22 protein-coding genes and 5 pseudogenes are annotated in these 23,500 nt (G+C 41.3%); 8 read left to right on the top strand and 19 right to left on the bottom strand.

What is annotated here, in order from left to right; all coding sequences use genetic code 11:
• Positions 1–9: 9 nt before the first annotated feature.
• The 3 genes and pseudogenes from LC065_RS09620 to LC065_RS09610 form a co-directional block, all read right to left on the bottom strand.
• A complete protein-coding gene (locus LC065_RS09620; RefSeq protein ID WP_226591853.1) occupies positions 10–1,185 on the bottom strand; it encodes an acetyl-CoA C-acetyltransferase in 1,176 nt (391 codons plus the stop codon).
• 23 nt (positions 1,186–1,208) lie between these two features.
• Positions 1,209–3,609 (bottom strand): annotated as a pseudogene (locus tag LC065_RS09615) (3-hydroxyacyl-CoA dehydrogenase NAD-binding domain-containing protein).
• A gap of 218 nt (positions 3,610–3,827) precedes the next feature.
• Positions 3,828–4,745, bottom strand: coding sequence for a proline dehydrogenase family protein (locus LC065_RS09610; RefSeq protein ID WP_226591856.1), 918 nt, complete (start codon positions 4,743–4,745; stop codon positions 3,828–3,830).
• Between the two features lie 243 nt (positions 4,746–4,988).
• On the opposite strand from LC065_RS09610, the gene LC065_RS09605 reads away from it, so the two are divergent.
• Together LC065_RS09605 and LC065_RS09600 are read left to right on the top strand one after the other, a co-directional pair.
• Entirely contained in the window at positions 4,989–5,246 is a 258-nt protein-coding gene (locus LC065_RS09605; RefSeq protein ID WP_146816734.1) for a hypothetical protein, read from the top strand.
• Between the two features lie 11 nt (positions 5,247–5,257).
• Positions 5,258–5,587, top strand: a pseudogene (locus tag LC065_RS09600) (spore coat protein).
• Between the two features lie 55 nt (positions 5,588–5,642).
• Here LC065_RS09600 and copZ read toward each other — a convergent pair.
• The 10 genes and pseudogenes from copZ to LC065_RS09550 all read right to left on the bottom strand — a co-directional run bounded on the left by copZ (position 5,643) and on the right by LC065_RS09550 (position 12,656).
• Positions 5,643–5,849 carry a copper chaperone CopZ gene (gene copZ / locus LC065_RS09595; RefSeq protein WP_226591859.1) on the bottom strand — a complete coding sequence of 69 codons (207 nt, stop codon included), beginning with the start codon at positions 5,847–5,849 and terminating at the stop codon, positions 5,643–5,645.
• A 129-nt stretch (positions 5,850–5,978) separates the two neighbouring features.
• Positions 5,979–6,743, bottom strand: coding sequence for an STAS domain-containing protein (locus LC065_RS09590; RefSeq protein ID WP_226591861.1), 765 nt, complete (start codon positions 6,741–6,743; stop codon positions 5,979–5,981).
• Positions 6,730–7,383 carry a cobalamin B12-binding domain-containing protein gene (locus LC065_RS09585; RefSeq protein WP_226592792.1) on the bottom strand — a complete coding sequence of 218 codons (654 nt, stop codon included), beginning with the start codon at positions 7,381–7,383 and terminating at the stop codon, positions 6,730–6,732. The genes LC065_RS09590 and LC065_RS09585 overlap by 14 nt, the downstream gene beginning before the upstream one ends.
• Positions 7,384–7,394: 11 nt before the next feature.
• On the bottom strand, positions 7,395–7,763 hold the full coding sequence (locus LC065_RS09580) for a hypothetical protein (protein ID WP_226591863.1): 369 nt from the start codon (positions 7,761–7,763) through the stop codon (positions 7,395–7,397).
• Complete coding sequence (locus LC065_RS09575) at positions 7,760–8,065, bottom strand: antibiotic biosynthesis monooxygenase family protein (protein ID WP_226591865.1); 306 nt, start codon at positions 8,063–8,065, stop codon at positions 7,760–7,762. The genes LC065_RS09580 and LC065_RS09575 overlap by 4 nt, the downstream gene beginning before the upstream one ends.
• A gap of 267 nt (positions 8,066–8,332) precedes the next feature.
• Complete coding sequence (locus tag LC065_RS09570) at positions 8,333–9,139, bottom strand: VLRF1 family aeRF1-type release factor (RefSeq protein WP_226591867.1); 807 nt, start codon at positions 9,137–9,139, stop codon at positions 8,333–8,335.
• A gap of 87 nt (positions 9,140–9,226) precedes the next feature.
• The gene (locus LC065_RS09565) at positions 9,227–10,447 is read right to left on the bottom strand and encodes a hypothetical protein (protein WP_226591869.1); all 1,221 of its coding nucleotides are present in this window, start codon (positions 10,445–10,447) and stop codon (positions 9,227–9,229) included.
• 310 nt (positions 10,448–10,757) lie between these two features.
• Positions 10,758–10,979, bottom strand: a pseudogene (locus LC065_RS09560) (AAA family ATPase); the annotation flags it as partial.
• A 400-nt stretch (positions 10,980–11,379) separates the two neighbouring features.
• Positions 11,380–12,291, bottom strand: a complete 912-nt coding sequence (locus LC065_RS09555) for a glycine betaine ABC transporter substrate-binding protein (protein ID WP_226591870.1) — start codon at positions 12,289–12,291, stop codon at positions 11,380–11,382.
• A gap of 188 nt (positions 12,292–12,479) precedes the next feature.
• On the bottom strand, positions 12,480–12,656 hold the full coding sequence (locus tag LC065_RS09550) for a YfhD family protein (RefSeq protein ID WP_089654190.1): 177 nt from the start codon (positions 12,654–12,656) through the stop codon (positions 12,480–12,482).
• Between the two features lie 388 nt (positions 12,657–13,044).
• Between LC065_RS09550 and LC065_RS20490 the strand changes: the two are divergent.
• The 3 genes and pseudogenes from LC065_RS20490 to LC065_RS09535 all read left to right on the top strand — a co-directional run bounded on the left by LC065_RS20490 (position 13,045) and on the right by LC065_RS09535 (position 17,487).
• Positions 13,045–15,168, top strand: a pseudogene (locus LC065_RS20490) (TIM-barrel domain-containing protein).
• Between the two features lie 55 nt (positions 15,169–15,223).
• Positions 15,224–15,592, top strand: a complete 369-nt coding sequence (locus LC065_RS20485; protein WP_371933451.1) for a DUF5110 domain-containing protein — start codon at positions 15,224–15,226, stop codon at positions 15,590–15,592.
• A gap of 149 nt (positions 15,593–15,741) precedes the next feature.
• A pseudogene (locus LC065_RS09535) lies at positions 15,742–17,487 on the top strand (glycoside hydrolase family 66 protein).
• Positions 17,488–17,518: 31 nt separating this feature from the next.
• On the opposite strand, the gene LC065_RS09530 reads toward LC065_RS09535, so the two are convergent.
• Positions 17,519–18,688 (bottom strand): MFS transporter, encoded by a 1,170-nt coding sequence (locus LC065_RS09530; protein WP_226591876.1) that lies wholly within the window; start codon positions 18,686–18,688, stop codon positions 17,519–17,521.
• A gap of 367 nt (positions 18,689–19,055) precedes the next feature.
• On the opposite strand from LC065_RS09530, the gene LC065_RS09525 reads away from it, so the two are divergent.
• The gene (locus LC065_RS09525; RefSeq protein WP_226591877.1) at positions 19,056–19,814 is read left to right on the top strand and encodes a TrmB family transcriptional regulator; all 759 of its coding nucleotides are present in this window, start codon (positions 19,056–19,058) and stop codon (positions 19,812–19,814) included.
• A 39-nt stretch (positions 19,815–19,853) separates the two neighbouring features.
• On the opposite strand, the gene LC065_RS09520 is transcribed toward LC065_RS09525, so the two are convergent.
• Positions 19,854–20,093 carry a hypothetical protein gene (locus tag LC065_RS09520; protein ID WP_226591879.1) on the bottom strand — a complete coding sequence of 80 codons (240 nt, stop codon included), beginning with the start codon at positions 20,091–20,093 and terminating at the stop codon, positions 19,854–19,856.
• Positions 20,094–20,158: 65 nt separating this feature from the next.
• A complete protein-coding gene (locus LC065_RS09515; protein WP_226591881.1) occupies positions 20,159–20,755 on the bottom strand; it encodes a serine/threonine-protein kinase in 597 nt (198 codons plus the stop codon).
• A gap of 137 nt (positions 20,756–20,892) precedes the next feature.
• Between LC065_RS09515 and LC065_RS09510 the strand changes: the two genes are divergently transcribed.
• A complete protein-coding gene (locus LC065_RS09510) occupies positions 20,893–21,279 on the top strand; it encodes a hypothetical protein (protein ID WP_226591883.1) in 387 nt (128 codons plus the stop codon).
• Between the two features lie 53 nt (positions 21,280–21,332).
• Here the strand turns inward: LC065_RS09510 and LC065_RS09505 are convergent, their stop codons facing one another.
• Together LC065_RS09505 and LC065_RS09500 are read right to left on the bottom strand one after the other, a co-directional pair.
• Positions 21,333–21,590: an alpha/beta-type small acid-soluble spore protein gene (locus tag LC065_RS09505; protein WP_226591885.1), complete on the bottom strand. Its 258-nt coding sequence runs from the start codon at positions 21,588–21,590 to the stop codon at positions 21,333–21,335.
• Between the two features lie 2 nt (positions 21,591–21,592).
• On the bottom strand, positions 21,593–21,784 hold the full coding sequence (locus LC065_RS09500; RefSeq protein ID WP_226591887.1) for a YozQ family protein: 192 nt from the start codon (positions 21,782–21,784) through the stop codon (positions 21,593–21,595).
• 126 nt (positions 21,785–21,910) lie between these two features.
• Between LC065_RS09500 and LC065_RS09495 the strand changes: the two genes are divergently transcribed.
• Entirely contained in the window at positions 21,911–22,048 is a 138-nt protein-coding gene (locus LC065_RS09495) for a hypothetical protein (RefSeq protein ID WP_167356006.1), read from the top strand.
• 11 nt (positions 22,049–22,059) lie between these two features.
• On the opposite strand, the gene hpaB is transcribed toward LC065_RS09495, so the two are convergent.
• Positions 22,060–23,499 (bottom strand): 4-hydroxyphenylacetate 3-monooxygenase, oxygenase component, encoded by a 1,440-nt coding sequence (gene hpaB / locus LC065_RS09490; protein WP_226591889.1) that lies wholly within the window; start codon positions 23,497–23,499, stop codon positions 22,060–22,062.
• Between the last annotated feature and the right edge of the window lies 1 nt (position 23,500).

Below are 23,500 nucleotides of genomic sequence, written 5' to 3'. Positions count from 1 at the left end.
CTCCCCAAGTTAAATTAATTCAAATACTCCTGCGGCTCCCATACCGCCACCAATACACATAGTCACAACACCGAATTGTTCATTTCTGCGTTTCATTTCATGGATTAAGCTTAAGGTAAGCTTTGTTCCTGTACATCCTAGTGGATGACCTAGAGCAATGGCTCCACCGTTCACATTTACTTTATCTTCATCTAATCCAAGTTCACGTATGACTCGAAGAGATTGAGAAGCAAACGCTTCGTTCAACTCGAAAAGTCCAATGTCGGATAAAGAAAGACCAGCCATCCTCAAAGCTTTCGGTACCGCTTCAATCGGTCCAACTCCCATGATCTCAGGCTCCACTCCAGCCACTGCAAAAGAGCGGAATTTAACTAAAGGTGTAAGGCCCTCAGCTTCTGCTTTTTCCCGGTCCATCACCATAACAGCTGCTGCTCCATCACTCATTTGCGAAGAGTTCCCGGCTGTTACAGAACCTTTTGTTGAAAAGGCAGGCTTCAGCTTATTAAGGACATCAGGTGTAGTACCTGCTCGAACTCCTTCATCCATTGAGAATAGGGTTTTCGTTTCTTTTACTTTGTTGTCTTTCCCAAGCTCTCGGTTTGTCACTTCAACTGGAACGATCTCATCTTCAAATTTTCCTTCCTGAATCGCTCTAGCTGCACGTTCGTGACTCCGAACCGCAAATGCATCCTGATCAGCTCTTGAGATTTCAAAACGATTCGCTACTTCTTCAGCGGTATGACCCATGGACATATAATACTCTGGAGCATTTTCGACCAACTGGATGTTCGGCTTAATCACATGACCTCCCATAGGGATGAGGCTCATGGACTCTGCTCCACCTGCGATGGCTGTGTCACTGTGACCAAGCATAATTTTTTCTGCAGCATAAGCGATACTTTGCAAACCAGAGGAACAATAACGGTTAACTGTTATCGCTGGTACTTTATGATGAAGTCCAGCAAGGCCTGCTATGTTCCTTGCCATGTTCATTCCTTGTTCTGCTTCAGGCATCGCACATCCGATAATGACATCATCAATGTTGCCCTCATAATTGTTGGCTCTTTTCAAAGTTTCTTTTATTGTCAAAGCGGCCAGATCATCGGGACGCGTATGTGCAAGTGACCCTTTCTTCGCCCGACCGACTGGTGTACGAGCTCCTGATACGATAACTGCTTCTTTCACGGCTCTTCCCCCTCTTTTTTTAATTAATTACGTAGCGGCTTGCCTTTCATGAGCATATGCTGCATACGTGCTTGAGACTTCGCCTCACCTACAAGACTTAAAAAGGCTTCACGTTCAAGATCTAATAAATACTGCTCATCCACGAGCGTTCCTTCTTTCAACTTTCCTCCAGATAGGACAAAAGCTAGTTTTTCAGCGATTTTAAGATCGTGTTCACTTGCATATCCACTTAGAGCAAGTGATTTAGCTCCTAGAACCATCGTTGCATAGCCCTGCTCGCCAACTACCGGTATTTTTGTCCGTTTAGGCGCCTGGTAGCCTGACCTCGCTAACCCGAGCACTTTTTGTTTCGCATCATGAAGGAGGTGATCTCCATTGACACTAATCGCATCTCGTGAATCTAAGAAGCCATTTTCCTTCGCTTCCTCCCCTGAAGTAGAAACTTTCGCCATAGCGATTTTCTCAAACACACTGTTTGCAACCTTTTGAAGGTCAAAATCTATGCCCTCAGGTATGTTTCTCAAGTGCTTGATATAAAGTTCTTTGTTTCCACCGCCACCTGGGATGAGACCGACACCCGCTTCTACCAGCCCCATATAGGTTTCCTGTGAAGCCTGGATGGCATCAGCAGGCAGACAAACTTCTGCCCCACCACCAAGGGTCATTCCGAAAGGTGCGGCAACGACCGGCTTATCCGAATATTTCATTTTCATCATGCTATCCTGGAAACTTTTAACGACCATCTCGATTTCAAAAAAGTTGAAGTCTTGAGCTTCCATAAGAATCATTCCAAGGTTTGCACCCACACAGAAATTCTTCGCCTGGTTTCCAATGACGAGACCTTCAAAATTTTCATCTACATGATCAATGGCAAAATTGATCATCTGAATGATATCAAGCCCAATGGCGTTGCTTCTGGAATGAAACTCTAATCCTGCAACCCCGTCGCCAAGATCAATTAAGCTCGCACCGGCATTTTTCTTTATAACCTCCCGCTCTTCTTTCAAGCGTTTAAGATTAATAACCTTTTCATTAAAGGACTGCTGCTTGTATTCTCCTTCATGATAGAAGTAAACGTTTCCATTTTCTTTTTTATAAAATGTAGCAAATTCTTCGTCCAGCATCTTCTCTACCCATGCCGGAATCGTCTCCCCCTCTTTCTTCATACGCTCAACAGAAGATTTCACTCCGATGCTGTCCCACATCTCAAATGGACCTAGCTCCCATCCGAATCCCCATCGCATGGCCTCATCAATAGATGGTACATCATCAGCAATTTCACCATACAATTCTGCTGAGTAGAGGAGGACAGGTTTTACAACAGACCAGACCAAGTCTCCAGCACGGTCTCCTTCAGCGTTTACGAGGGTTTTCAATTTCCGCTGTGGCCCTTTTTCCTGTTTCGCCATCTCAGTGGCCTTGGTTTTCAGCCGGCCTCGTTTTTCATACTCAAGGGTTTCAGGGTTAAGCTGCAAGATTTCACTTCCCTTATCACCTTTCTGTTTAAGGAAGAATCCTTGCCCGCTCTTTGATCCCAACCATCCTTTTTCAAGCATGTTTTTCATGAAGGAAGGAATTTCGAACGCTTTTTTCTCTTTCTCCTTCCACCTGGTCGTACACGTTGTTCGCTACATGAACAAAAGTATCTAAGCCAACAACATCAAGCGTACGGAAGGTAGCACTTTTTGGACGACCTATCATAGGTCCGGTGACAGAATCCACTTCACCGACTGAGTATCCTTTTTCAAGCATCTGTTGGACAGTAACTAAAAGACCGTATGTTCCAATTCGGTTGGCAATGAAGTTCGGCGTGTCTTTCGCTTCGACGACACCCTTGCCAAGAACATCTTCTCCGAATTCTTTCATGAATTGGAGAACGTCTGGACTGGTATGCTTCGTAGGAATCACTTCTAATAACTTCAAATAACGTGGCGGGTTGAAGAAGTGTGTGCCAAGGAAATGAGCTTTGAAATCCTCGCTGCAGTCTTCAGACATGGCTTCAATAGATATACCAGATGTATTGGAACTAACAAATGAGCCTTTCTTACGATGACGATCCACATTTGCTAAAACCTTTTTCTTGATATCAAGGTTCTCAACGACTACTTCAATGACCCAATCGACTTCGGCTAGACGTTCCATATCGTCTGTGAAGTTTCCAACTTCAATTAGATTTAGATTTTGTTTACTTGTCAGTGGTGAAGGTTTTTGTTTAAGAAGTGCTTTTTTATTTTCAGCAGCGATCCGGTTCCTCACAGCTTTATCTTCTAGCGTGAGACCCTTTTTTGCTTCTGCATCCGTCAATTCACGAGGGACGATATCCATCATTAATGTAGGAATTCCTACATTGGCTAAGTGTGCGGCGATCCCTGCGCCCATTACTCCTGATCCAAGGACGGCTGCCCGCTTGATTTTGTGATTCATTACATTTCCCCCTATCTCATTTGAATGAATATTCATTCATTTTACAGCCAAAAAAATAAGTACGGCTAATTCGTATCTATGTATAATATAAAATATTTTCAGACATTTCGCAATCCTTTTCCCTATAATTCTGTAAAATCTTCCTTGGAATTTTTTATCGTTCATATATTTTATGCACGATCATCCCATAGGTTGCCCGCAGATCTGCGGGCAGTTGGTTATTTTCCGAACACACCTTTTAACACGAAGGCAACGTTTGCCGGTCTCTCAGCCAGCCTTCTCATGAAATATCCATACCAGTCATTGCCATAAGGGACATAGACCCGCATCTTGTACCCTTCTTTTACTAGCTCTTCCTGTCTTTCCACTCTGATTCCATAGAGCATTTGGAATTCGAATTGTTCCTTTGAAATCTCCTTTTCTTCAACTAGAGATTTCGTATATTCAATCATTCGATCATCGTGACTGGCTACAGCTGTATAATTTCCATTTAGCAAATGGATACGGATGATTTTTTTCAAATTTTCATCTACATCTTTCTTATCAGGGAAAGCGACCTTCGGCGACTCTTTGTAGGCGCCTTTCACAAGTCTTAAATTGGGATTATACTTGTCGAGTTCTTTAATATCCTTTACGGTGCGGTATAAGTAGGACTGTAATACGGTTCCAATATGTTCGTAATCCTCACGCAGCTTCTTAAATATTTCAAGCGTCTTTTCACATCTTTCGTAATCCTCCATGTCAATGGTGACAAACACATCTTTTTCTTCAGCTACATCGAGGATCCTGCGCATATTCTCCATGACAAGCTCTTCCGATATATCAAGCCCCATAGACGTTAACTTCAAAGAAAGCTGAGAGTCCAACTGATGTTCTGCAATCGCCTCGATTGCTTTTATGCAGCCTTCCGCTGCTTCCCTTGCTTCTGCTTCACTATCAATAAATTCCCCTAGATGGTCGATGGTCACAGCCATCCCTTTCTTATTTAATTCTTTAATTGTTTCAACGGCATCAGGAACAGTTTCCCCTGCTACGAACTTCCCTGCACCAAAGCGAAGACCATATTTTTTTGCTAACTTTGTAAAAAAGCGATTCTTTGATAAAAAAAGAAAAAAGTTTCTGAGTATCTGTTCCATTCTCCAACCCCCTAAACCTTGTTCCCGTTCACAAAATCGGTTCTGATTTTTCTGTCATGTAATCGTTAACATACTACTATTTTATCATTTATTAGATGAAATGGGTAAAAATAATGTTTTCTTCGACAAACCCTCCTCTCTTTCACGAAGGGATTTACTACCTAGGATGAACGAAGTGATTTTTTCTTATAGAAATGAAGATGAAGGTCATAATAAAAAATGAAAAAAGAAGGAGGAAACTTGATGCAACAACAAAACCAATCGATGCAGCAATCCCAGCCTATGTCTCAAGTCCCCAACATCGTGAGCACAAAAGATCAGCTTTATCTTGCTGATATGTTGTCATGGAATTTGAATGCTTGTAAAAAAGCTCATTTCTTTGCACAAAACTGCCAAACACCGGAAATTCAGGCGGCTTTAGAAGAAGCTGGGCAAATGCACCAGCGGCACTATGATAAGCTCCTGAATCATTTGAATTCCCAATCCCAAACAACCAACTGAGGAGGAACAGCATGAATCAGACTCAAAAGATACAGAATCCTGAAACGAACGTACCGAAAACTCCACAAATGAATGAGAGAGACTTTGTTAATGATCAGCTGACCACTGAAAAATACATGACAGCCTCTTATAACATCGCATTAAACGAAGCTAGCAACCAAAACCTTTATCAGGATCTTGCTACAATCTTCAAAGAAACCTAGGACTGCCAACGCAACTTATACAACCTCATGTTTAAAAATGGATGGTATGCACTTGAGCAGGCGGAAAAACAAAAAATCGATCAGACGTATCAACAATTCACAGGGTACAAGACCCAATTGCCATACAACGTCCAGTAATTGATATCGATTTAGAGCTAAAAAAGAAGCCCGGGTACTCCGGGCTTCTTTTTGTTTACCCTACTGGCTCATATCCTTGAGCTTCAACGGCTTCCTTCATCATCTTTTTGCTTACATAAGCTTCATCATATGTGATATTTACTTTCCCACTGTCTAGATCAACTTCAACACCATGTACCCCTTCCAATTCTTGAAGGCCACCCTTCACGGACTGCTCGCAGTGATTACAAGTCATACCATTTACTTCTAAAGTCATCTCCATAATCTTACACCCTTTCTGAATCTAAGCTCTTATTGAACTATTCCACAAAAGAATGATTTCTTAACATATTTTTAATCATGACCTTTGAATATTTAAAAACCCGCTTCCTAATTTAAGGAGCGGGTAGTTTTAATCATTGCAGTATTTTTTTAAAGCTTGATGCAGAGAATTGATAAAAGTAATTTCTGAAGAAAAATGAATCCTTTGGATCCGTTTCACCTGCTCTGGACGAACCCCGGTGATGATGACTTGTGAGCCCATGTAACATAAGGAAGTCATTAAATTTTTCAATAGTTGAGCTCCATCCTCGTCGATTTGTCCTACTGCCGTAAAATCAAAAAGAACCCTCTCTGTATCCCCGTTCTGTGTGGCTTGCAGCAATGGCTCTTCCACTGTGTACATTTTATCAGCCGTAATATGACCAAAGAGCGGAATTAAGGCGGTTTCTTCCGTTAAGCGTATAAACGGAGCCGAGAGTCGATTCCCATGTAGGATTGCGTCTTCCAATTTCTCTTTTTCTTCAAGCAGTTGAAAGTTTGTATCATTCAAACGGGACCGCAATTGATCCATGGTTGTGGTAACTTTCGATAACTGTTCATCTTTTGGTATGATCAACACTTCTGCATACAAATCATTTTTCCACTTCACATGCATATCGCATGTGATAGGGTTCTGCGCTTCATCAGAAGGCTTAATTGCAACTTCTACAGAAAGTTTATGAACATCCGGGGTAACCCATTTTTCAATCTTGGTGAGGCTTCCTTCATCCATAACATTTAGAAGATTGTTTATTTCGCCGAACATCTCAACAGCCTCATCCGATAAGGATTCAATCTTAAAGTTTTTATTGATGATAAAGTGCGGCAAGGGAAAGCTGCGTTCAACTCGTTTCATTGATTGTTTCTTCCCTTCCTTCATTGAACCAACGTTTAAGATGATCCAGATCCTTGACAACCATCACTTGTTCAGATTCAAATTCTTTCAAGTCGTACTTCTTCACTATTCTTCCGCCAATCATTATCAGCGGATTCCATTCTAATTGAGAAAACCGCTCCAACAACCTCTTAATTGTTTTTAGACGATAAGGCAAGGCCGCTGATATTCCAATGACATCAGGTCTGTATTTTTCAATTTGGGTGAAGGAGTGTTCCAAAGGAAGGTCCGGTCCCAAATAACGTACTCTCCACCCATGGTCTTTAAACGTATCCGCCACCATTTTCAAACCTATGTAATGCTGTTCTTCTTCTACACCGAATAACATAGCTTTGAAGTTTTTTTGGTGTCTTCTACTTACAAGACCGCTTTCTGAGTGAAGTTTTGAAAGCACGAAGTCGCAGATGGCTGTAGCCAAGTGTTCGTCTGCAACGGATATTTCATTTCTCTCCCAAAGTTCTCCAATATAATACATGGCGGGAGTAATGATATCTTCATACAAATATGCTCTCGGATGTTTTTCTAATAAAGTTTTAATATATTCTTCTGCCCCTTGTTCATCTCCTTGAAGGAAATAATGGGCTAAAATTTCGTGTTGCACGTCCAAAGTATTCACCTCTTTGAAAGTGTATGCAAATGTTGTAAGGCCTCGTCCAAATATTTGATATAACACTGTTTTTCGGCCTCGTCCACAACCTCCATGTCTTTAAGAAGGCGTACCAGGCGTTCATAATTATCAATGATCAATGAAGTAGGAACTTCCCTAGAGGTAAGAACTGTATTCAGCCACTTCGTATAATCAATAAAAAAATCGACACTATCCATCTCATAAGCCGCCTGCAAATGATCTAAATGATGGAAGTTATCTTCTTCGGTCCGATCTCTTCCGTTCTGACCGAATTTTCCCCAAAGGTATGGATAAGCCTCATAAATTTCATCTGCTACTAATTGAACTAAGCGGCTCTGTTCCGACTTATTCACTTTGCGACCACCTCGTATTTAGATACCTTTGGCACGATCCCCTGAAGTTCCTGGTCGGGATATTGCTTTTCTAATTCATGGATTTTCTTGAATTGCTCACTACGGGCCCAATTGAGGTAGGCCTCTTTAGATTCCCATTCCAAGTGTACCGTTAGTTCCCCAGGTTTCCTGTCGTTCTGCAGCAGTTGAAAGGAAATAAAACCATCCGCCTGGTCTACAAGACGGGATCGTTTTCTATATATATCAATTAAATCATCCGCTTTATGCTCTGGTACCTGCACCATAGAATCTACGACGAACATGTGTCATTCCCCAATCTAATTATTTTCATTAAATAATATTTTATCATACCTATTTCTTCTATGTATAATGTTAAGATTCTCCTTAATGCTATCCAATAAATGCACAAAAACCTCCCGGGGATAAACCACGCCTATAAAAAAGACCTAGGCTGTAGAGCCGCAGGTTGTTCCTATTCCAAACGAGGGAACGCCTCTTCTTAGTCCAGAACGCTCCATACATGAAAAAAGGTGCCGGCTAACACACCAGCACCTTCTCACTTTCTCCTACTATTGTACAACTTCCTCAAGTACATGCATCTCTTCATGATCCAGAAGATTTTTGTTGATCATATCATCCGCTTCTTTATTCATGTTATCCTGCAAGTCTTTTAACTCTTCTTTATCACCGACAAGATAGAAGCGCTCCCAGCCATATTCTTTAGCTAGTTTATCAATCTTAGGAGCTACACTCTTGTACCAACGATAACGATTGGCCTCAAAGCGCTCTTGAAATTGATCCCTCTTAGAAGTTTTGGCACCACCAGACCCCATAGAAGGCTGAGCACGGTGCGGCCCTTGATGCTGTCTCCAATCTTCCGTATCCAGATCAAGTTCAAACAACTGAGTATCATTCAACGTTCCAAGTTCTGCATCAATCAATTTAATTTGATTTTTCTGAGTTAAGATGACTCCTGTCTTAGGGAACTTATTCTGCATTTCTTTCAATTGGTCCAGGACAGGAGTTTCTTCCCAGTAGAATTCTGTTTTCACAGGCATTTGGAAACGCTCCGCAAACCATACCGTTTCATCGCCAGTGGCGAATAGGACAACACTTTTAGCAAAGTGTTGTTCATTTTCTTCTATGAATTGCTCCACTTTTTCTTTTACTGCCCAATAGTTTCTCTTTTCGTCCGAATCGCCATCTTCTTGAAGATAGGATTCGAAATTATTCAATCCGTTCTTCAAATGGATCTTCCATTCTCCCCCTTGTTGATCAGGGTCGGAAGGGTCGGTGTTTAAATACATCGTAAATACTTTTTGTGGTTTTTCTAAATGTACTGCCTCTAGTTTCTTTATTTCTTTATTTAAGTCCATAAAACAGCGACTCCTTTCAAGAATTGTAAATTGAATCTATTCTGTATGTTTCCTGAAAAAGAAGTGCTTAAACTCATTTCCTAGAGGTCATTGCTCTTTCTCAATGATTTTTTGTTTCAGTTCTTTCAATTCAAGCTCAAATTGATCCTTTTCGTCGGTGGTTAATTTCTGACTTCCATACCGCACTTTTTGATAAAGGACCGTCGATTCAATACCAAGCCCGATTCTATCAAACCAGTCTTCCAGTGATTCATTGGGATATCTGCCATACCCATGCCGCCTTGCAAAATGTTCAAATGTTCGAAACTGCTTTCTCTCCCACCCTTCTGTAAGTGACCTTCGAAAAGGAATGGAAGAAGAGGCTCTTTTTTTCTCTCCTTTATCATACGCATAATACTGATAGTTGAGAGCATCAGGGGCGGGGTTCATATCCATGGTCGCTCTTTTTCTCAAAAAGAAAAAGATGACCAAAGCCAAAAGGATGGCAACGACAATCAAAACCAGTGTTCCTGTCTCAATCGCCTCCGCTACTTTTTGAGTGGTTTCTTGATTGCTTTCATTCATTCGTTGGAGTTCTTCCTGCCTTTCTGGAGATGAAACCTGCAATTCCGGCAAAGAACCTTCTTCCACAGGCTCGATTTTAGAAACATCCAGACCGATTTTGGCAAGCAGCGTCAAAATTCCGTTCACTCCTACAAGAAAGGCGTACGTAATCCCGCTCCAGAGTGTTCCAATTAATAAACGAAGATATGGAAAAAGAAGCAGCATAAGAGAAGTGCCTGTGATTAAAGACAGAAAGATGACGAAGAGACCTTTCCACCCTCCTTTTCTCTCCCTTTTATCTACATTGTAATAATGTGAAAAAGCATGTCCTCCCCACGTGACCACATATAGGGAAATCAATGCGTAGACAAGATCCCAGGACTGGAAGAAGAATATCATGATAAAAGTGAAAACCGTTGTGTATAAAATCAATGAAATTTCATTATTCAAATCAGGATCCGTTTCGTGCCGGTAATATCTCCATACTAGAAAGGATCCGACCACGAGTGCTACTAATAAACTAGCTCCCATAATATAGGCAGCCGCTATTAATGCCACTAAACTAACTAAATAGGGAGTAAAGTTTGTCAACCACCTTCTCATAAGGAAAAATAAAACAATACTAACCATCACGTATGTGCTAAAAAGAATATAGGGAAGGGATAGAGATACCAACTGAATCAAAGGAAAACAAAGAACAAAGAAAAGCATGGCTTCCCCTAAGGTCTGATATACAAAAATGATATTCCTTTTTCCTTCTACCATATTCAAGCCCTCCCCCTTTGTAAGACGGGCCGTAAATAGGCAGATGAACCATTCGTCTGCACCTGAACGACAACGATACCTTTAGATTCCCAATCTTTTAACTGATCTATGGTTCCATCAGGGATATGCGCAGACCTCAAAGAAATCCTTATTTTTATCAAGAAAAAGGGGAAGGAAACGTTCATTTACGTCAATCCCTGGAAATGTTGACCCGAATAGATAAAGAACAAAGGCTCCTGCCCATGGATCAATTGTTCCACTGGTTCGGTTCCCACGGCTTAAGCAGTAAAGTTGTTCTCATTGTGGGGGCACTCGGAAGGACATCTGGGGTGAATTGAATCCGTGAGAATTTTCCATCCATCACTTTAGCAAAACTTTTAGCAAGTTTCGTCTTCCCAGATCCAGGCACACTTTCTAGAAGTGCGTGTCCATCTGCAATGATTGAGACAAACAGCAGTTCTACAACTTCATCTTTACCGAGGATTACCCGGCCAATCGCTTCTTTCGCTTTTCTTATTTTCTCTATACTCATTATGTAAAGGGCTCCTTTGTACTAAAACTTCAGTTACCCATTATACCAAATTATGTTAGATAATTCTCTCAAATCAGATAATTCTTATTTCCTATGAAATTCAAACCTAAATCATATGCATGGAGACCGATGGATAAAAAGAGGGTCTGAAAAGCGGCTCGATTTCCGCGGGCGAGGATTACACCTCTTCATCCTTAAGTTCCGGGGGCTCTGCTAATCGTCCCGCGCACTTGAGTTTTCTCGATGATCAAGCCCCTTGCATAAGGGGCACTTTTTAAACTAAGTCATGTATTCAGATAGAAAGTTGCCGATCTCGTACACAAGGACTATATTTGGATGTACACCAATATTAAGAACATAAAAAATAGACCCGCTTAGGGAAAAGCGGGTCTTAGGTGTATTATTCTTTTGTCCATTTATCAATTACATCTTGGTGTTCATCAATCCACTTCTGTGCACCTTCTTGTGCGTCGCCAGCTTCATTGATGCTGGCCATCAAGCTGCCAAGCTCATCATCGTTCAACATAAAGTTGTCAAACCACTTGACCACTTGAGGCTGGTCCTCTTCTAATCCTTTTCGCGCAGCATAAGAGATATTCTCAGAGTCCCCATAAACGTTTTTAGGATCTTCCAAGAACTTCAGGTCCATTTCAGAGAATACCCAGTGTGGCTTCCATAGGGTCGCAACGATAGGTTCTTCACTTTCCATGGAACTTTTCAACTCTGTGATCATTGTTGGCTCAGAAGAAGCGGCAAGAGTATAATCCAACTCATATTCATTGATGACTTCTTCTGTCAGGGACATAATACTTGCACCTGCATCAATCCCTACAATCTGCTTGTCAGAAAATGCATCGGAGCCTTTCAAATCTTCAATAGAATTGATATCTTCCATATAACTTGGCACAGCCAGACCTAGTTTTGTTCCTTCATACCAAGTTTCACGCCAGTCGATATCTTCTTTATATTTCTCATAGAACGCTTTGTCCGTGTTCGGAAGCCAGATCTCCATACCAATATCTAAATCACCACTGGATAAAGCTTCATACAAGAAACCTTTCTCTACTTGCTCGAGCTCTACAGTATAGCCCTTCTCTTCAAGAACAAGTTTCCACATATTCGATACGGCAACGTTTTCCGCCCAATTGTTCATTCCAATTCTGACGGTTCCTTTTTCTTCAGAAGTTTCGGCATTTTCACCTTCATTCTCGTTACCATTTGATGTATCTTCTCCTGACTCGCCGCCACATGCAGCTAAAGTTAAGAGAATACCAAGCAATACAGCCGGTAACCATTTACGCCATTGTTTCATAACAAATGACCTCCTCTAAGTATTCATTCATTCACTATGTGATTGATCTTTTTAAACACAATTTAAAATTATAGCATAAAGTAATTTAAGTTCAAACAATTTAAACTGTACAAAATGTTTTCCTGTATGAATATTCCACACCAGGTCATCCATATTTTGGATGACCTGGTGTGGGCTATATTTACCAATTACTGTTTTTTGTGAGCGCGGCGGTCTGCAGCTTCCGCTCTTTGTTGAGCGATTTTATCTTCGCGATCCGCTAATTCTTCAGAGAACTCTACGTCAATGTTCTTCTGATTTTTAGGAGTTTGAGGTAATTTACGTTTTTGTTTCCCTTTGTTCTTACGGTGTTCGTCTCTACCCATGTTCTTCCCCTCCTTTTTAATTGGAACAAGGATAGTATTTTTCGAATCGCCAAAAATATTCTTAAGTTAAAATCTCAGGGGCCGATATTTCGGTTCATTAATTATATTTATGGGGGTTCACACACTTTTTACATAAAAAGAACCCAAAGTCCCCACATTTGTTAAGGAATCGTAAATCATGAACCATTGGTTGGAATCTCACTTTTTTTGGAAACTCTTACAAAATCTTTTTCAACCGCTTCCATTGCTTTAATCATAAGGCTAATGGTCCTTATGGCTTATGGTAACGATTCCACATTTCCTTTATTGTCAGTTTTTCACTCTCGGTATACAGTTGATTTGCGCAACCGGTTGACGCGAATATTTCCATTCGAGGTGAATAACGAAGATGAACAAACCATCCAAAAAAATTTCCCGCTTAGTTGCTACAACAGCTATTGCCGCTACGGTATTCGCAGCACAAGCACCGAACGTACTAGCGGTAACACAACCCCATCCTGATCAAGAGCTGAACCATGAAGCTGTAAAAAAACAACTTCAAGTCGAAGGTGTGGAACAGCTTGAAAATGGAGTGAAGCTCGATTTATCCTCTAATCAATCCGCTTTTATCCGTCTTTTTTCTGAAGACATGGCAAAAGTTTCGATTTTAAAAGAGGGAGAAGAAGAGTATTTCTCAGAAGCCATCAGCAAAAAAGAATGGGATACCCCTTCTTTTGATATTTCTGAGGAAGAAGGCGATATTACTCTCACCACTAATGAGATCACCATCAAAATTAAGAAAGAACCTTTTGGCGTTAAATTCCTTGATAAGGAAGGGAATGTAATCAACGAAGACTACATGCAAAACGGTTCTGGGTATGATGGTGAAAAGCCATACGTATATAAGAAAACGACCGAAGATGAAGCGTTTTACGGATTTGGCGAACAATCCGGACTTGAAGTGAACCAGCGTGGTGAAAGCATTGGAATGTTTAATACGGACGCCTATGCATATGAAACAGACACGAAATACTTATACACATCCATTCCTTTCTTCATCGGTTTGAAAAATGAAAAAGCATACGGAATGTTCTTCGATAACACGAACCGTTCTTATTTCGAAATGGCGAGTGAAAGCGACGATTATTATTACTTCTACGCCGATGACGGCACATTAAACTACTACTTCATGTATGGTCCTGAAATTGAAGATGTTCTTGATCGTTACACAGAATTGACGGGTAAAATGGACAAGCCTGCCAAGTGGACACTTGGTTTGCACCAATCCAAATGGGAATATTCAGCAGAAGATATCGAACGTGTAGCTGAAACATATCGTGAAAAAGAGATCCCTGTAGATACGATGCACTTCGATATTGACTATATGGATGAATACCGTGTCTTTACATGGTCCGATAAATTTGGTGACGAAGCTCTACACCAAAAACTAGATGACATGAACTTCAAAAAAATCACAATTAACGATCCTGCCGTTAAAAAAAGATCCTGGTTACTTCATGTACGACGAAGGTACAGCCAACGACTACTGGGCAAAAAATTCTGATGGAACAAACTTTGTAGGAGAAGTTTGGCCTGGGGACTCTATGTTCCCTGACTTCTCTAAAGAAGAAGTGCGTGACTGGTGGGCAAGCAAGCATGACCTCTTTGATAAAGGAATTGATGGGGTTTGGAATGATATGAACGAACCAGCTGTCTTCGATGGCCCTTACCACACAATGCCGTTGGATGTAACATTTGGCGAAGGCGAAAACCAAAGAACGCACGAAGAATATCATAACCTTTATGGACATGACGAAGCAGAAGCTACATACAATGCATTCGAAATGTACAAGCCGAACGAGCGTCCATTCGTATTGACACGTGATATGTACGCAGGTTCTCAACGTTATGCCGCTCTTTGGACAGGCGATAATGTAAGTGAATGGGATCACTTAGCCATGTCTCTACCTATGAACATGAACGTTGGACTTTCTGGTGTTCCATTCGTAGGAAACGACATCGGCGGGTTCGCAGGTCGACCAGATGCCGAAATGTTTGCACGCTGGATGGAAGTAGGGGCATTCCTGCCATTCTCTCGTGTACACTATGATAGTGATAAGAAAGCAGAAGGAAAGAAACAAGCTCAAGAACCTTGGGCTTTCGGTCAAGAAGTGGAAGACATCAGCAGAAAATACATCGAAATGCGCTATCAACTCATGCCTTACTTATACAACGCATTCATCGACGCGGCAGAAAATGGAACACCTGTCCAGCAACCGCTTGTCTACCAATTCCAAGAAGACGAGAACACCTATGACGTAAGTGATCAATTCATGTTTGGTAAAGAGATGATGCTTGCACCTGTCGTTAAGCAGGGGCAAACGGAACGTGACGTATACTTGCCTGAAGGAGAAACATGGATGGACTATTGGACGGGTGAAGAATTTGACGGAGGTCAAACCATCACCACAGAAGCACAACTGGACCACCTTCCCATTTACGTCAAAAAGGATTCCATGATCCCTACACGTGAAGTTCAGCAATATACCGGTGAAAAGCCACTTAAAAACCTTGTTCTAGACACCTACTTGGATGAGAAAGCAACCTACTCTTTCTATGAAGATGATGGGGCAACATTAGATTACAAGGATGGCGAGTACAATGTGACAGACCTGAAAGTGAAACGTAAAGGGAAACACATTGAATTCAAGAAAAAAGAAAAAGCTACAGGCTACGATACTGACTTAGAATCTTATACACTGAAGCTTAATGGAGAAGAAGCACCTACACGTGTACGTGCTGCAAAAGCGAAGTACAAGGAAGTCAGCTCTGTAGAGGAAGTAAAATCGACTCAGGAGTCCTTCTTCTATGACAATGAAGAAGAAGCTCTTTATGTGAATGTTCCAGCAGATGAGAAGCATAAAGTGAAGATTTTCTTCAATGGTAAAAAAGATTAAGCAGGCAAGGATGAAAAAATGATAGGCATCCAAGCCTATCCTAATGATGAGATGATTACAAATCCTGAAGAAATTTTCATCAAATCTACAATAAATCAACATGGCTAGCAGATGTTCTGCTAGCCATTTGTTATAAGGTTGATCTATGAATGAAAACTAAAACACTGATGACATTATTACTTCTAATGAACGTTCTACTCTTCGTCATTCTATCGTTTGATCTTGGAGATAAAAGCGCGGAAATCGAACACCTTTCAAAAGACCAAGCGAAGTATCAACCAGGTGACGAAGTACATTTCAAAGCTCAATTAAACCATGACTCTTCCACTGCTTTCCTTGTGAACTATTACTACAAAGGAAAAAAGATCGATCAAATGAAAGTCGTACCGGAAGAATCGCTCCTAGAGTGGAAATGGAAACCTCCCGAAACCGATCATCAAGGCTATTTAGTAGAAGTCCTTTCACATTCTAAAGAAATGGAGAGAAAAACGATAGCAGTCGACGTCTCTTCTTCTTGGACGGCTTTTCCCAGATATGGGTTTCTATCTAACTTTTCCGATCCCGCATATGAACAACAACGAGAAATTGTTGATACCTTAGCTCGTTTTCACATCAATGCTCTCCAATTTTACGATTGGCACGATGAGCATCACCAGCCATTGCATTACAAGAATGACGAGCCTTTGGGAAGGTGGGCTAACATAGCCAACGAGCCCGTTGAATTTAAAACAGTCGAGCAGTATATTGATTTAGCTCATCAATATAACATGCAGGCGATGGCTTACAATCTTTTATACGGGACTCTATCAGGAGCGGAGCAAGATGGTGTTCGTCCGGAGTGGTTTGTTTATAAAGACAAGGGCACGACTGAAGTAGACCGCCACGCCCTTCCTGACCATTGGAAGAGCGATATCTTCTTAACCGACCCATGAAACCCTGATTGGCAGAACTACATTTTTGCAAATCAAAAGAACGTGTATGATGCTCTTTCCTTTGATGGTTGGCATATCGATCAATTAGGAGAGCGTGGAGATGTTTACAAGAATTCTGGTGACCCCTTATTCATGAAGCAAAGCTACAAACATTTTCTCGAGGCTGTAAGGTCAAGGTTTCCCGATTATTCTTTCATTATGAATGCGGTCAATCAATATGGCCAAGAGGAAATTTCCAATGCTGGTGCTCCATTTCTGTACACGGAAGTATGGGATCCAATCACTACCTACGAGCAACTAAAGAACATTTTGATTGAAAACGAACAAAACTGGAATAAAAATACCGTCTTGGCTGCATACATGAACTATGACCTTGCAGATCAAGAAGGCGTGTTTAACCTTCCAGGCATTTTGCTTACAGACGCATTGATTTTTGCTCATGGTGGCGCCCATATAGAACTCGGAGAACATATGCTGTCCAAAGAGTACTTTCCAAACGATCACTTGACGATGACAAAGAACTTGAAAGAACGTCTCGTCCATTACTATGATTTTATGGTCGGCTATCAAAACCTTTTACGAGGAGATGAGCTTTCTCCCGATGAGTTAGTTATAGTTTCAAATACAACAAACATCTCTCCTCAACCAAAAAAGGGATCGGTTTATGCATTCAGCAAAAAGACCAAGGACAAAAAGGTTGTTCACCTTCTTAACTTTACAGATGCTGAACATATGAACTGGCGTGACCCGAATGGTACACAAAAGAAACCAGAGGTAAAAAATGATCTCTCTATTCAAATAGATGAAACACGACAAGTAGAGAAAGTTTGGGTGGCCTCCCCTGATTGGAAGAAAGGGATCCCGGTTCCTGTTGAATTTGAAAAAAACCTCGGCCGTCTCTCCTTCACCCTCCCTCGCTTGGAATACTGGGACATGATTACCATTGAATATAAAGGAGAATAAAAAAACCCACCGAGTACGGTGGGTTTTACTGCTATTGCTGCAAAGCTTCTTTTTCATACATTTCTCTTCCGCGAGTAATGGAAAAATAGGCGGTAGCCAGTGCGATAAGCACAAAAAATCCTCCAACGGTTGCATTATGAATAACCGAAGTCTGCTCGATGACTATACCACCGATAGAAGAACCAAAAGCAATGCCGAAATGTAACGCAGAGTTGTTCAGGCTTTGCTGAATATCTGAAGTTTCAGGTGCGGAGGAAATCAGATAATTTTGCTGTGCAGGTGTTACGGCCCAACTTAAAGCACTCCAAATCACCATCACCATTAAAAATAATGGTAGAGAGAACGTGACATGTGGAATGGTGAAAATAGCGACCGCAAAGACTAGGATAATACCAAGAATGCTTCTCTCTGATCCAAATTTGTCTGATAAGAAACCTCCGACTCCTCCACCCATAACGGCAGCGACACCGAAGATGAAGTAAACAATGCTCACCCAAGTCCCATTCATCCCCATTTCCGACTTAAGAAATGGAGTTAGATAAGCATATAGAGCAAGGTGACCTGTTAAAAACAAAAATGAGGTCAGCTGTGCAGAGAAAATCTTTTTATCTTTCAACGTTCTCATTTGCTCTTTAATAGAAATGACGGGTTTCGGAGCAATTTTCCCTAACGAAATCCAAACGGCCACAAAAGAGAGCAGAGTCAGTACACTAATCAGTAAAAAAGGTGCTCTCCATCCAAAGCTGTTCCCAATAGTCAATCCGATAGGAACTCCAAGAACAAGAGAACCACTGATGCCCATAAAAATGGTACCAATCGCTCTACCTCTGTACTCTTTAGTAACAATTGCAGAGGCAATCGTCACAGCCAGCACCACAAGCAATGATCCACTCGCTGCTGTTAATACCCTCGCCAGCATGATTGTAGAATAATTCGGACTCAAATAGGCGAGCATGTTTCCAAGAAAGAAAATAACCAACGTGACAAGCATCAATTTTTTTCGGTCGAATCGAGCGGTTGCCGTTAGTAATATCGGTGATGCCACCGCAAATACTAAGGAAAAAATAGTGATCAATAGACCCGCTTGACCAAGAGTAATACCTAGATCATCAGCAACAAGGTCTAAAATACCACCGATAATCAATTCAACGGTTCCGACAACAAACGCAACAAGTGCTAACAAATAAACTTTTTTATTCATGATTGCATGACCCTTTCTATTAGGTTACCACTACAATGGTAACCATTAGGGAAGGATAAAACAAGAGGAAATGTTTACGTTTTTCATTCCTCCATGTATTCTAAATCTACAGCATTGATAAAAACTTCTATTCCACTAAAGCTCCCGATTGTGGAAGTCTCTGTTTCGAGGTGTTTCGGGTTTCGTTTCCCATAATGGGAGTGAGGGTCGTTGGGAAGCTACTCGCTTTCCTGCGGGAGAGTCATTCCCTGCAGCACAAACCACTCAACAGAGTCTCGAAACCGAGTCTTACACAATCCTTTCATTATATTGAATAAGGTTATTCTACATCTAATCTAAAATCTGTTCACAAAAAGCGAGGTACATGATGTTACAGAAATTCGGATTCACTCAGTATGAAAGTCAAGTTTTCGAAGTCCTTACAGCAAGTGAAGAGCCGATGGATGCCACATCCATCGTCAAATATTCACAAGTCCCGAAATCGAAGATCTATGAAGTCCTTCAGCGTCTTGTAGAAAAAGGGTTGATTCTCACTTCTTTTCAAGAAAGAAAAAAACTTTACACCGCCCTTTCACTGGAGACGACGATTGAGAAGCTGACGACTGAATTTCAATCCAACATAGACGAAATACGAAATTCGACTTTTAAGCTTCATGATTCTGATGAACGTGTGTGGACGATCCAAAATGATGCTTCCATCAACGCTTTATTAAAAGAGCGGATTCAGACCGCAACGGAGGAAATACTCGTTACTGGATGGAGTGATGAATTGGCTCCCCTACTTCCCCTTTTGGAAGAAAAAAAGAAAGAAGGTATAAGAGTAGAGCTTCTTTCTGTCGGTGAGCTGGATTCAGAAAAACTGCATACCCATGTCCTCCTTCCTGACGAAAAGCACGAAGCCCTCGAAAGGCACAAGCTTATGATTATTGATCATGAGGAAATTTTATTTGCAGGTGTGGAGGGGGATGCATTTCAGGGGATACATACCTTATCCAAACCATTAGTGAAATTCTTTACTGAATTCTTCTATCATGATGTGGCATTGACTGAAATCACGAAGAAATACGAGGAAATTCTCATCGCCGATGAGGAAATCAGGGGAATTCTCATGAAACTAAGATACTGATCCAACATAAAAAGGCGCCCTTCCTGGACGCCTTTTTTACTATACCTTTTCAACGACATAGGCTTTCTTTTCACGAAAATATTTCTCTCCGTCTTCAGAGGAATGTTCAAAAAAACCTCCAAATGCATCGATAACTTTATACTCCCTTTCAGGTTCTGTGAAAAGTTGTGAATCATTGTTGGAAAGAACAAGAACATCAGTTGTGGATACAAAACTGTCTAACTCTTTGGCCTTGTAGTTTTTACCGACTTCTACATCACTTAAACGATGCTGTGTCATGATCACATTCCACCTTTCTAGTTCATGATTTCCCAGAAATTTGGATGATCAAACAACGGAAATGTTTAAATCGGCAGCAACCTTTTACGATACAAGCGTATGATAAACTCTATAAAAAATCTTGGGAATCTTTTCGGGACATAGCGGCGTTGGTAAAAGGTTTCATAGGCTTTTTTCAAATCACGCCAATGCGGACAATCAAACTCCTGAGTGAAACGAACGACATCAATCACTTTCACTTCACCATCAGTAGTAAGCAGGATGTTTTTCAAATGAGTGTCAGAAGGGTTGAAGCCTAATCGACAGGCAAATTCAAGCGCCTCATCTACACGTTGGACCATCTCTTCTGTAATAGCCACCCCATTGACGAGACAGTCATAAAAAGTGATCCCTTCCACGTACTGCATCGTCAAGTAACCTTCTCCTTTTTCATAAAAAGCTGGAAAAAACTCATGATTATTAAGCTTCTCATAAACTTCCCCTTCAATATGGGCCAGATCCTCGTAACCTGGATAAAAAACCTTTACTGCTATATCTGTCCCCTTCAACCGGTACACCACGGCACTTCTTCCTTGGCCGATCCATTGGAATTCCTGTGGTACAACGATGGCACAATCCCCATCAAACTGTACTTTTTCAACCAAATCTTTGATATTCCCCATAAAGATTCTCCTCTATGAAAAAGCCATTTTATTTATATCATTATACCAAAATTATCAGAAAAAGAAGTGGATTTTCGTTTGACATTGATAATCATTATCAATTATTATTGTTTTACCACCTTGAAAGGAGAATGGCTATGGAGAATACCTTAACCGTTCTACAAACATTCACATACGAAAAAGGCAACCAAGAATGCACGTGCCATGAAATCATCGAATTCAACCAAGGCGATCACCTCCACATCCTGGAAGATCCCATTTATGTAGACAATGCAGGCTGGTATATCGCTGTTAGAAGAAATGATACTGACCCTTTTTATATGTCGATCCCTTTTATTGATGAAAAATATGAAGACCGTTCACTTTATACAGAAATGGATCTTGAATTAGCCATACTTGTGCATCAACACCAGATTGATCAGGCCCTTGTATGTAAAAATAAATCCGAATTCCTTTACCATAAAAAAGAACTTGATCAGTTAAGGATGATGCATCCAAAAGACATGTTAGCTAATAAGCAATAAGCTTTTCCGAATAGCTTACAGTGTCATAAAAAGAGGCGCTGCAACCGCGCCTCTTACCTTTGATCTTGTTCCATTTGTTGTTGAGCTCTTCGAATCAATTCTTTTACCATCCGTCCGCCAATCTGCCCTCCGATTTTACCTGCATCCCGGGTAGACAGGTTACCATTGTCACCCTTTGTTAAAGGTATTCCTTGTTCTTCCGCTACTTCATATTTCGTCTGATCAGGAGAGGATGACTGGAGGAGTTCAGCTTTCATTTGATCTAGCCCTGCCCTTGCTTCTGGAACAAGCAGTTTATTTCTTCGAGCCATGATCAGTCACGCTTCTTTCCTTTTTTGATATCCTCACCTTTATGGCTGATCAACTGACCATTTTCATCTACTTCATCAATCTTGGCATCGTACGTACCTTCCGTGAGCGTGTCGGATACCTGCTCCTGTGTAATGGCTAAGCCCTGAGAACCGGATTCCTGATTTTGATTACGTTTATTTTGCTTTTGTTTCATACCTCATTCCTCCTTTAAGCTTAGCCTTTGCATGTTTGAACAACCCATTCGTTGTAAGCTTTTGCCTATTAAAAACATGGATAAAAACCGATCAATATTCCAAAATAAGCGATAGGAGGTGTGCATATGAGTAAGAAAAGCAACGCATTTAAAAGAAATGCCGGCAATACGGTAAACCCGCAGGGACTTTCTGAAGATGTCGCCGATCAGCAACCTCGCTCTCAGTTAGAACAAAAAGCAAAAAAAGCGAACGCTAAACGTTAAAAAGCTGACATTTACTTGTCAGCTTTTTTTGATAAGAACGGTTGAATGCTTTCCAGCGCATGATTTTCATCATAAAGTTGATAAATGGTTTGCGAGAGCCGTACAGGATCCCCGAAGAAAAAGCGTTCATAAAGCGTTTGTCTGGAACCAAAACTGCTCATCGTCAAATCCCAGGCTAACCGAAAAAGGGAGACTCGATCTTTCCCACTCACTTCGACCCCTTGCAAAAAATGGTCTAGTTTCTCTCCGACTTCCCCTTCAAAATCTGCCTTTTGCGGAATGGACATCATCCCGCTGGCACCAAGAATCTGAAGAATCTCAGCAAATCTCGGATAGGATTCTTGAAATTGATTAACCGCCACATATAGCGGTTGTTTTGCAGGAACCATAATCCCTGAAGCATCCACGGACGCTTCCTGCTCGGACTTGATGGCAAGGGCCTTCATAACTTCCAACCCTTTGACTATTTCCACAACTTTACTTTGAACATGTTGATATTCACCGATCTGAATGGTATCCACGATTCCCTGAGCGATTCCTAATAGAAATTCGGTTTTTATGATTTGCCGTGAAACAATTTGGTGTAACGTAAAAGGAACAAATTTCCCCTGGACATACAAACGGGTCGCTGCTCGGATATTATCGTGGATGAAGACGCGCTCCCACGGAACGAGAACATCATCAAAAATGACGATTGTGTCCATCTCTTCAAAACGTGAGGATAAAGGATAATCGTAAGTTGGTCCTTGATTCGCGAACGATTCCCTGCATATAAACTTTAATCCTTTTGTGTTGCTCGGTATTGAAAAGCAGTAGGCATGAGCATTTTCCTGTGCACCAGGAGCGGAAAAGACAATGATCTCATCCGTTATGCCTCCTTGAGTGGCCAGAAGTTTAGCTCCTTTAATGATCAAACCTTGGTCGGTCCGGTCCATGATTCGAGCATTGGTGACATCCTCTTCTAGAAAAGCTAACTTGGAGCGGTTGCTTTGAGGGTTAACGAACGTATGAGTAAACGACAAATCATTCTCGCGAGCATATTCATAAAATTGCAGAAGCCGTTCCGGATGACAGTTCTCTTCGCCGTCCAATACATCAATTGATGCCGCAAAGGAAGCGAGCACGGTGTTCATGTAATCCGGGCTTCTCCCCATCACTCCTCCGGAATGAAGGGCCCACCGTTGAATCATTTTTCTCCTTCTTTCCAAGTCCCCTTTCGTTCTTGGAATTAAGTAAGACAGCCCTAATTGATTCCCTGTCGTTTCCGAGGAAAAAGTCATGTCGTGCTTATGATCACATTGAAGATCGTAGAGTTCCGCCTGGCTGTGGACAATCCCGTTGAAAGCAGGATGTTCAGAGATATTACCTGTTACTTTGTCACCGGCCACCCACACTTCCGCATGCATCGCATCGATCCGTTTAATATATTCTTTTCCTGAAATCACCGGCATG

It is taken from the genome of Halobacillus litoralis, from assembly GCF_020524085.2.
In the GTDB taxonomy this organism is placed as follows: Bacteria; Bacillota; Bacilli; order Bacillales; family Halobacillaceae; genus Halobacillus; species Halobacillus litoralis_E.
This window is presented reverse-complemented; position numbering and strand designations above follow the sequence as displayed.

Bases quoted from the DNA above. Each gene is read 5' to 3' on its own strand.
- LC065_RS09610 (WP_226591856.1), bottom strand. From the start codon at position 4,745: ATGGAACAGATACTCAGAAACTTTTTTCTTTTTTTATCAAAGAATCGC.
- LC065_RS09605 (WP_146816734.1), top strand. From the start codon at position 4,989: ATGCAACAACAAAACCAATCGATGCAGCAATCCCAGCCTATGTCTCAA.
- copZ (WP_226591859.1), bottom strand. From the start codon at position 5,849: ATGGAGATGACTTTAGAAGTAAATGGTATGACTTGTAATCACTGCGAG.
- LC065_RS09590 (WP_226591861.1), bottom strand. From the start codon at position 6,743: ATGAAACGAGTTGAACGCAGCTTTCCCTTGCCGCACTTTATCATCAAT.
- LC065_RS09575 (WP_226591865.1), bottom strand. From the start codon at position 8,065: ATGTTCGTCGTAGATTCTATGGTGCAGGTACCAGAGCATAAAGCGGAT.
- LC065_RS09570 (WP_226591867.1), bottom strand. From the start codon at position 9,139: ATGGACTTAAATAAAGAAATAAAGAAACTAGAGGCAGTACATTTAGAA.
- LC065_RS09565 (WP_226591869.1), bottom strand. From the start codon at position 10,447: ATGGTAGAAGGAAAAAGGAATATCATTTTTGTATATCAGACCTTAGGG.
- LC065_RS09555 (WP_226591870.1), bottom strand. From the start codon at position 12,291: ATGAAACAATGGCGTAAATGGTTACCGGCTGTATTGCTTGGTATTCTC.
- LC065_RS09550 (WP_089654190.1), bottom strand. From the start codon at position 12,656: ATGGGTAGAGACGAACACCGTAAGAACAAAGGGAAACAAAAACGTAAA.
- LC065_RS09530 (WP_226591876.1), bottom strand. From the start codon at position 18,688: ATGAATAAAAAAGTTTATTTGTTAGCACTTGTTGCGTTTGTTGTCGGA.
- LC065_RS09525 (WP_226591877.1), top strand. From the start codon at position 19,056: ATGTTACAGAAATTCGGATTCACTCAGTATGAAAGTCAAGTTTTCGAA.
- LC065_RS09520 (WP_226591879.1), bottom strand. From the start codon at position 20,093: ATGACACAGCATCGTTTAAGTGATGTAGAAGTCGGTAAAAACTACAAG.
- LC065_RS09515 (WP_226591881.1), bottom strand. From the start codon at position 20,755: ATGGGGAATATCAAAGATTTGGTTGAAAAAGTACAGTTTGATGGGGAT.
- LC065_RS09510 (WP_226591883.1), top strand. From the start codon at position 20,893: ATGGAGAATACCTTAACCGTTCTACAAACATTCACATACGAAAAAGGC.
- LC065_RS09505 (WP_226591885.1), bottom strand. From the start codon at position 21,590: ATGGCTCGAAGAAATAAACTGCTTGTTCCAGAAGCAAGGGCAGGGCTA.
- LC065_RS09500 (WP_226591887.1), bottom strand. From the start codon at position 21,784: ATGAAACAAAAGCAAAATAAACGTAATCAAAATCAGGAATCCGGTTCT.
- LC065_RS09495 (WP_167356006.1), top strand. From the start codon at position 21,911: ATGAGTAAGAAAAGCAACGCATTTAAAAGAAATGCCGGCAATACGGTA.
- hpaB (WP_226591889.1), bottom strand. From the start codon at position 23,499: ATGCCGGTGATTTCAGGAAAAGAATATATTAAACGGATCGATGCGATG.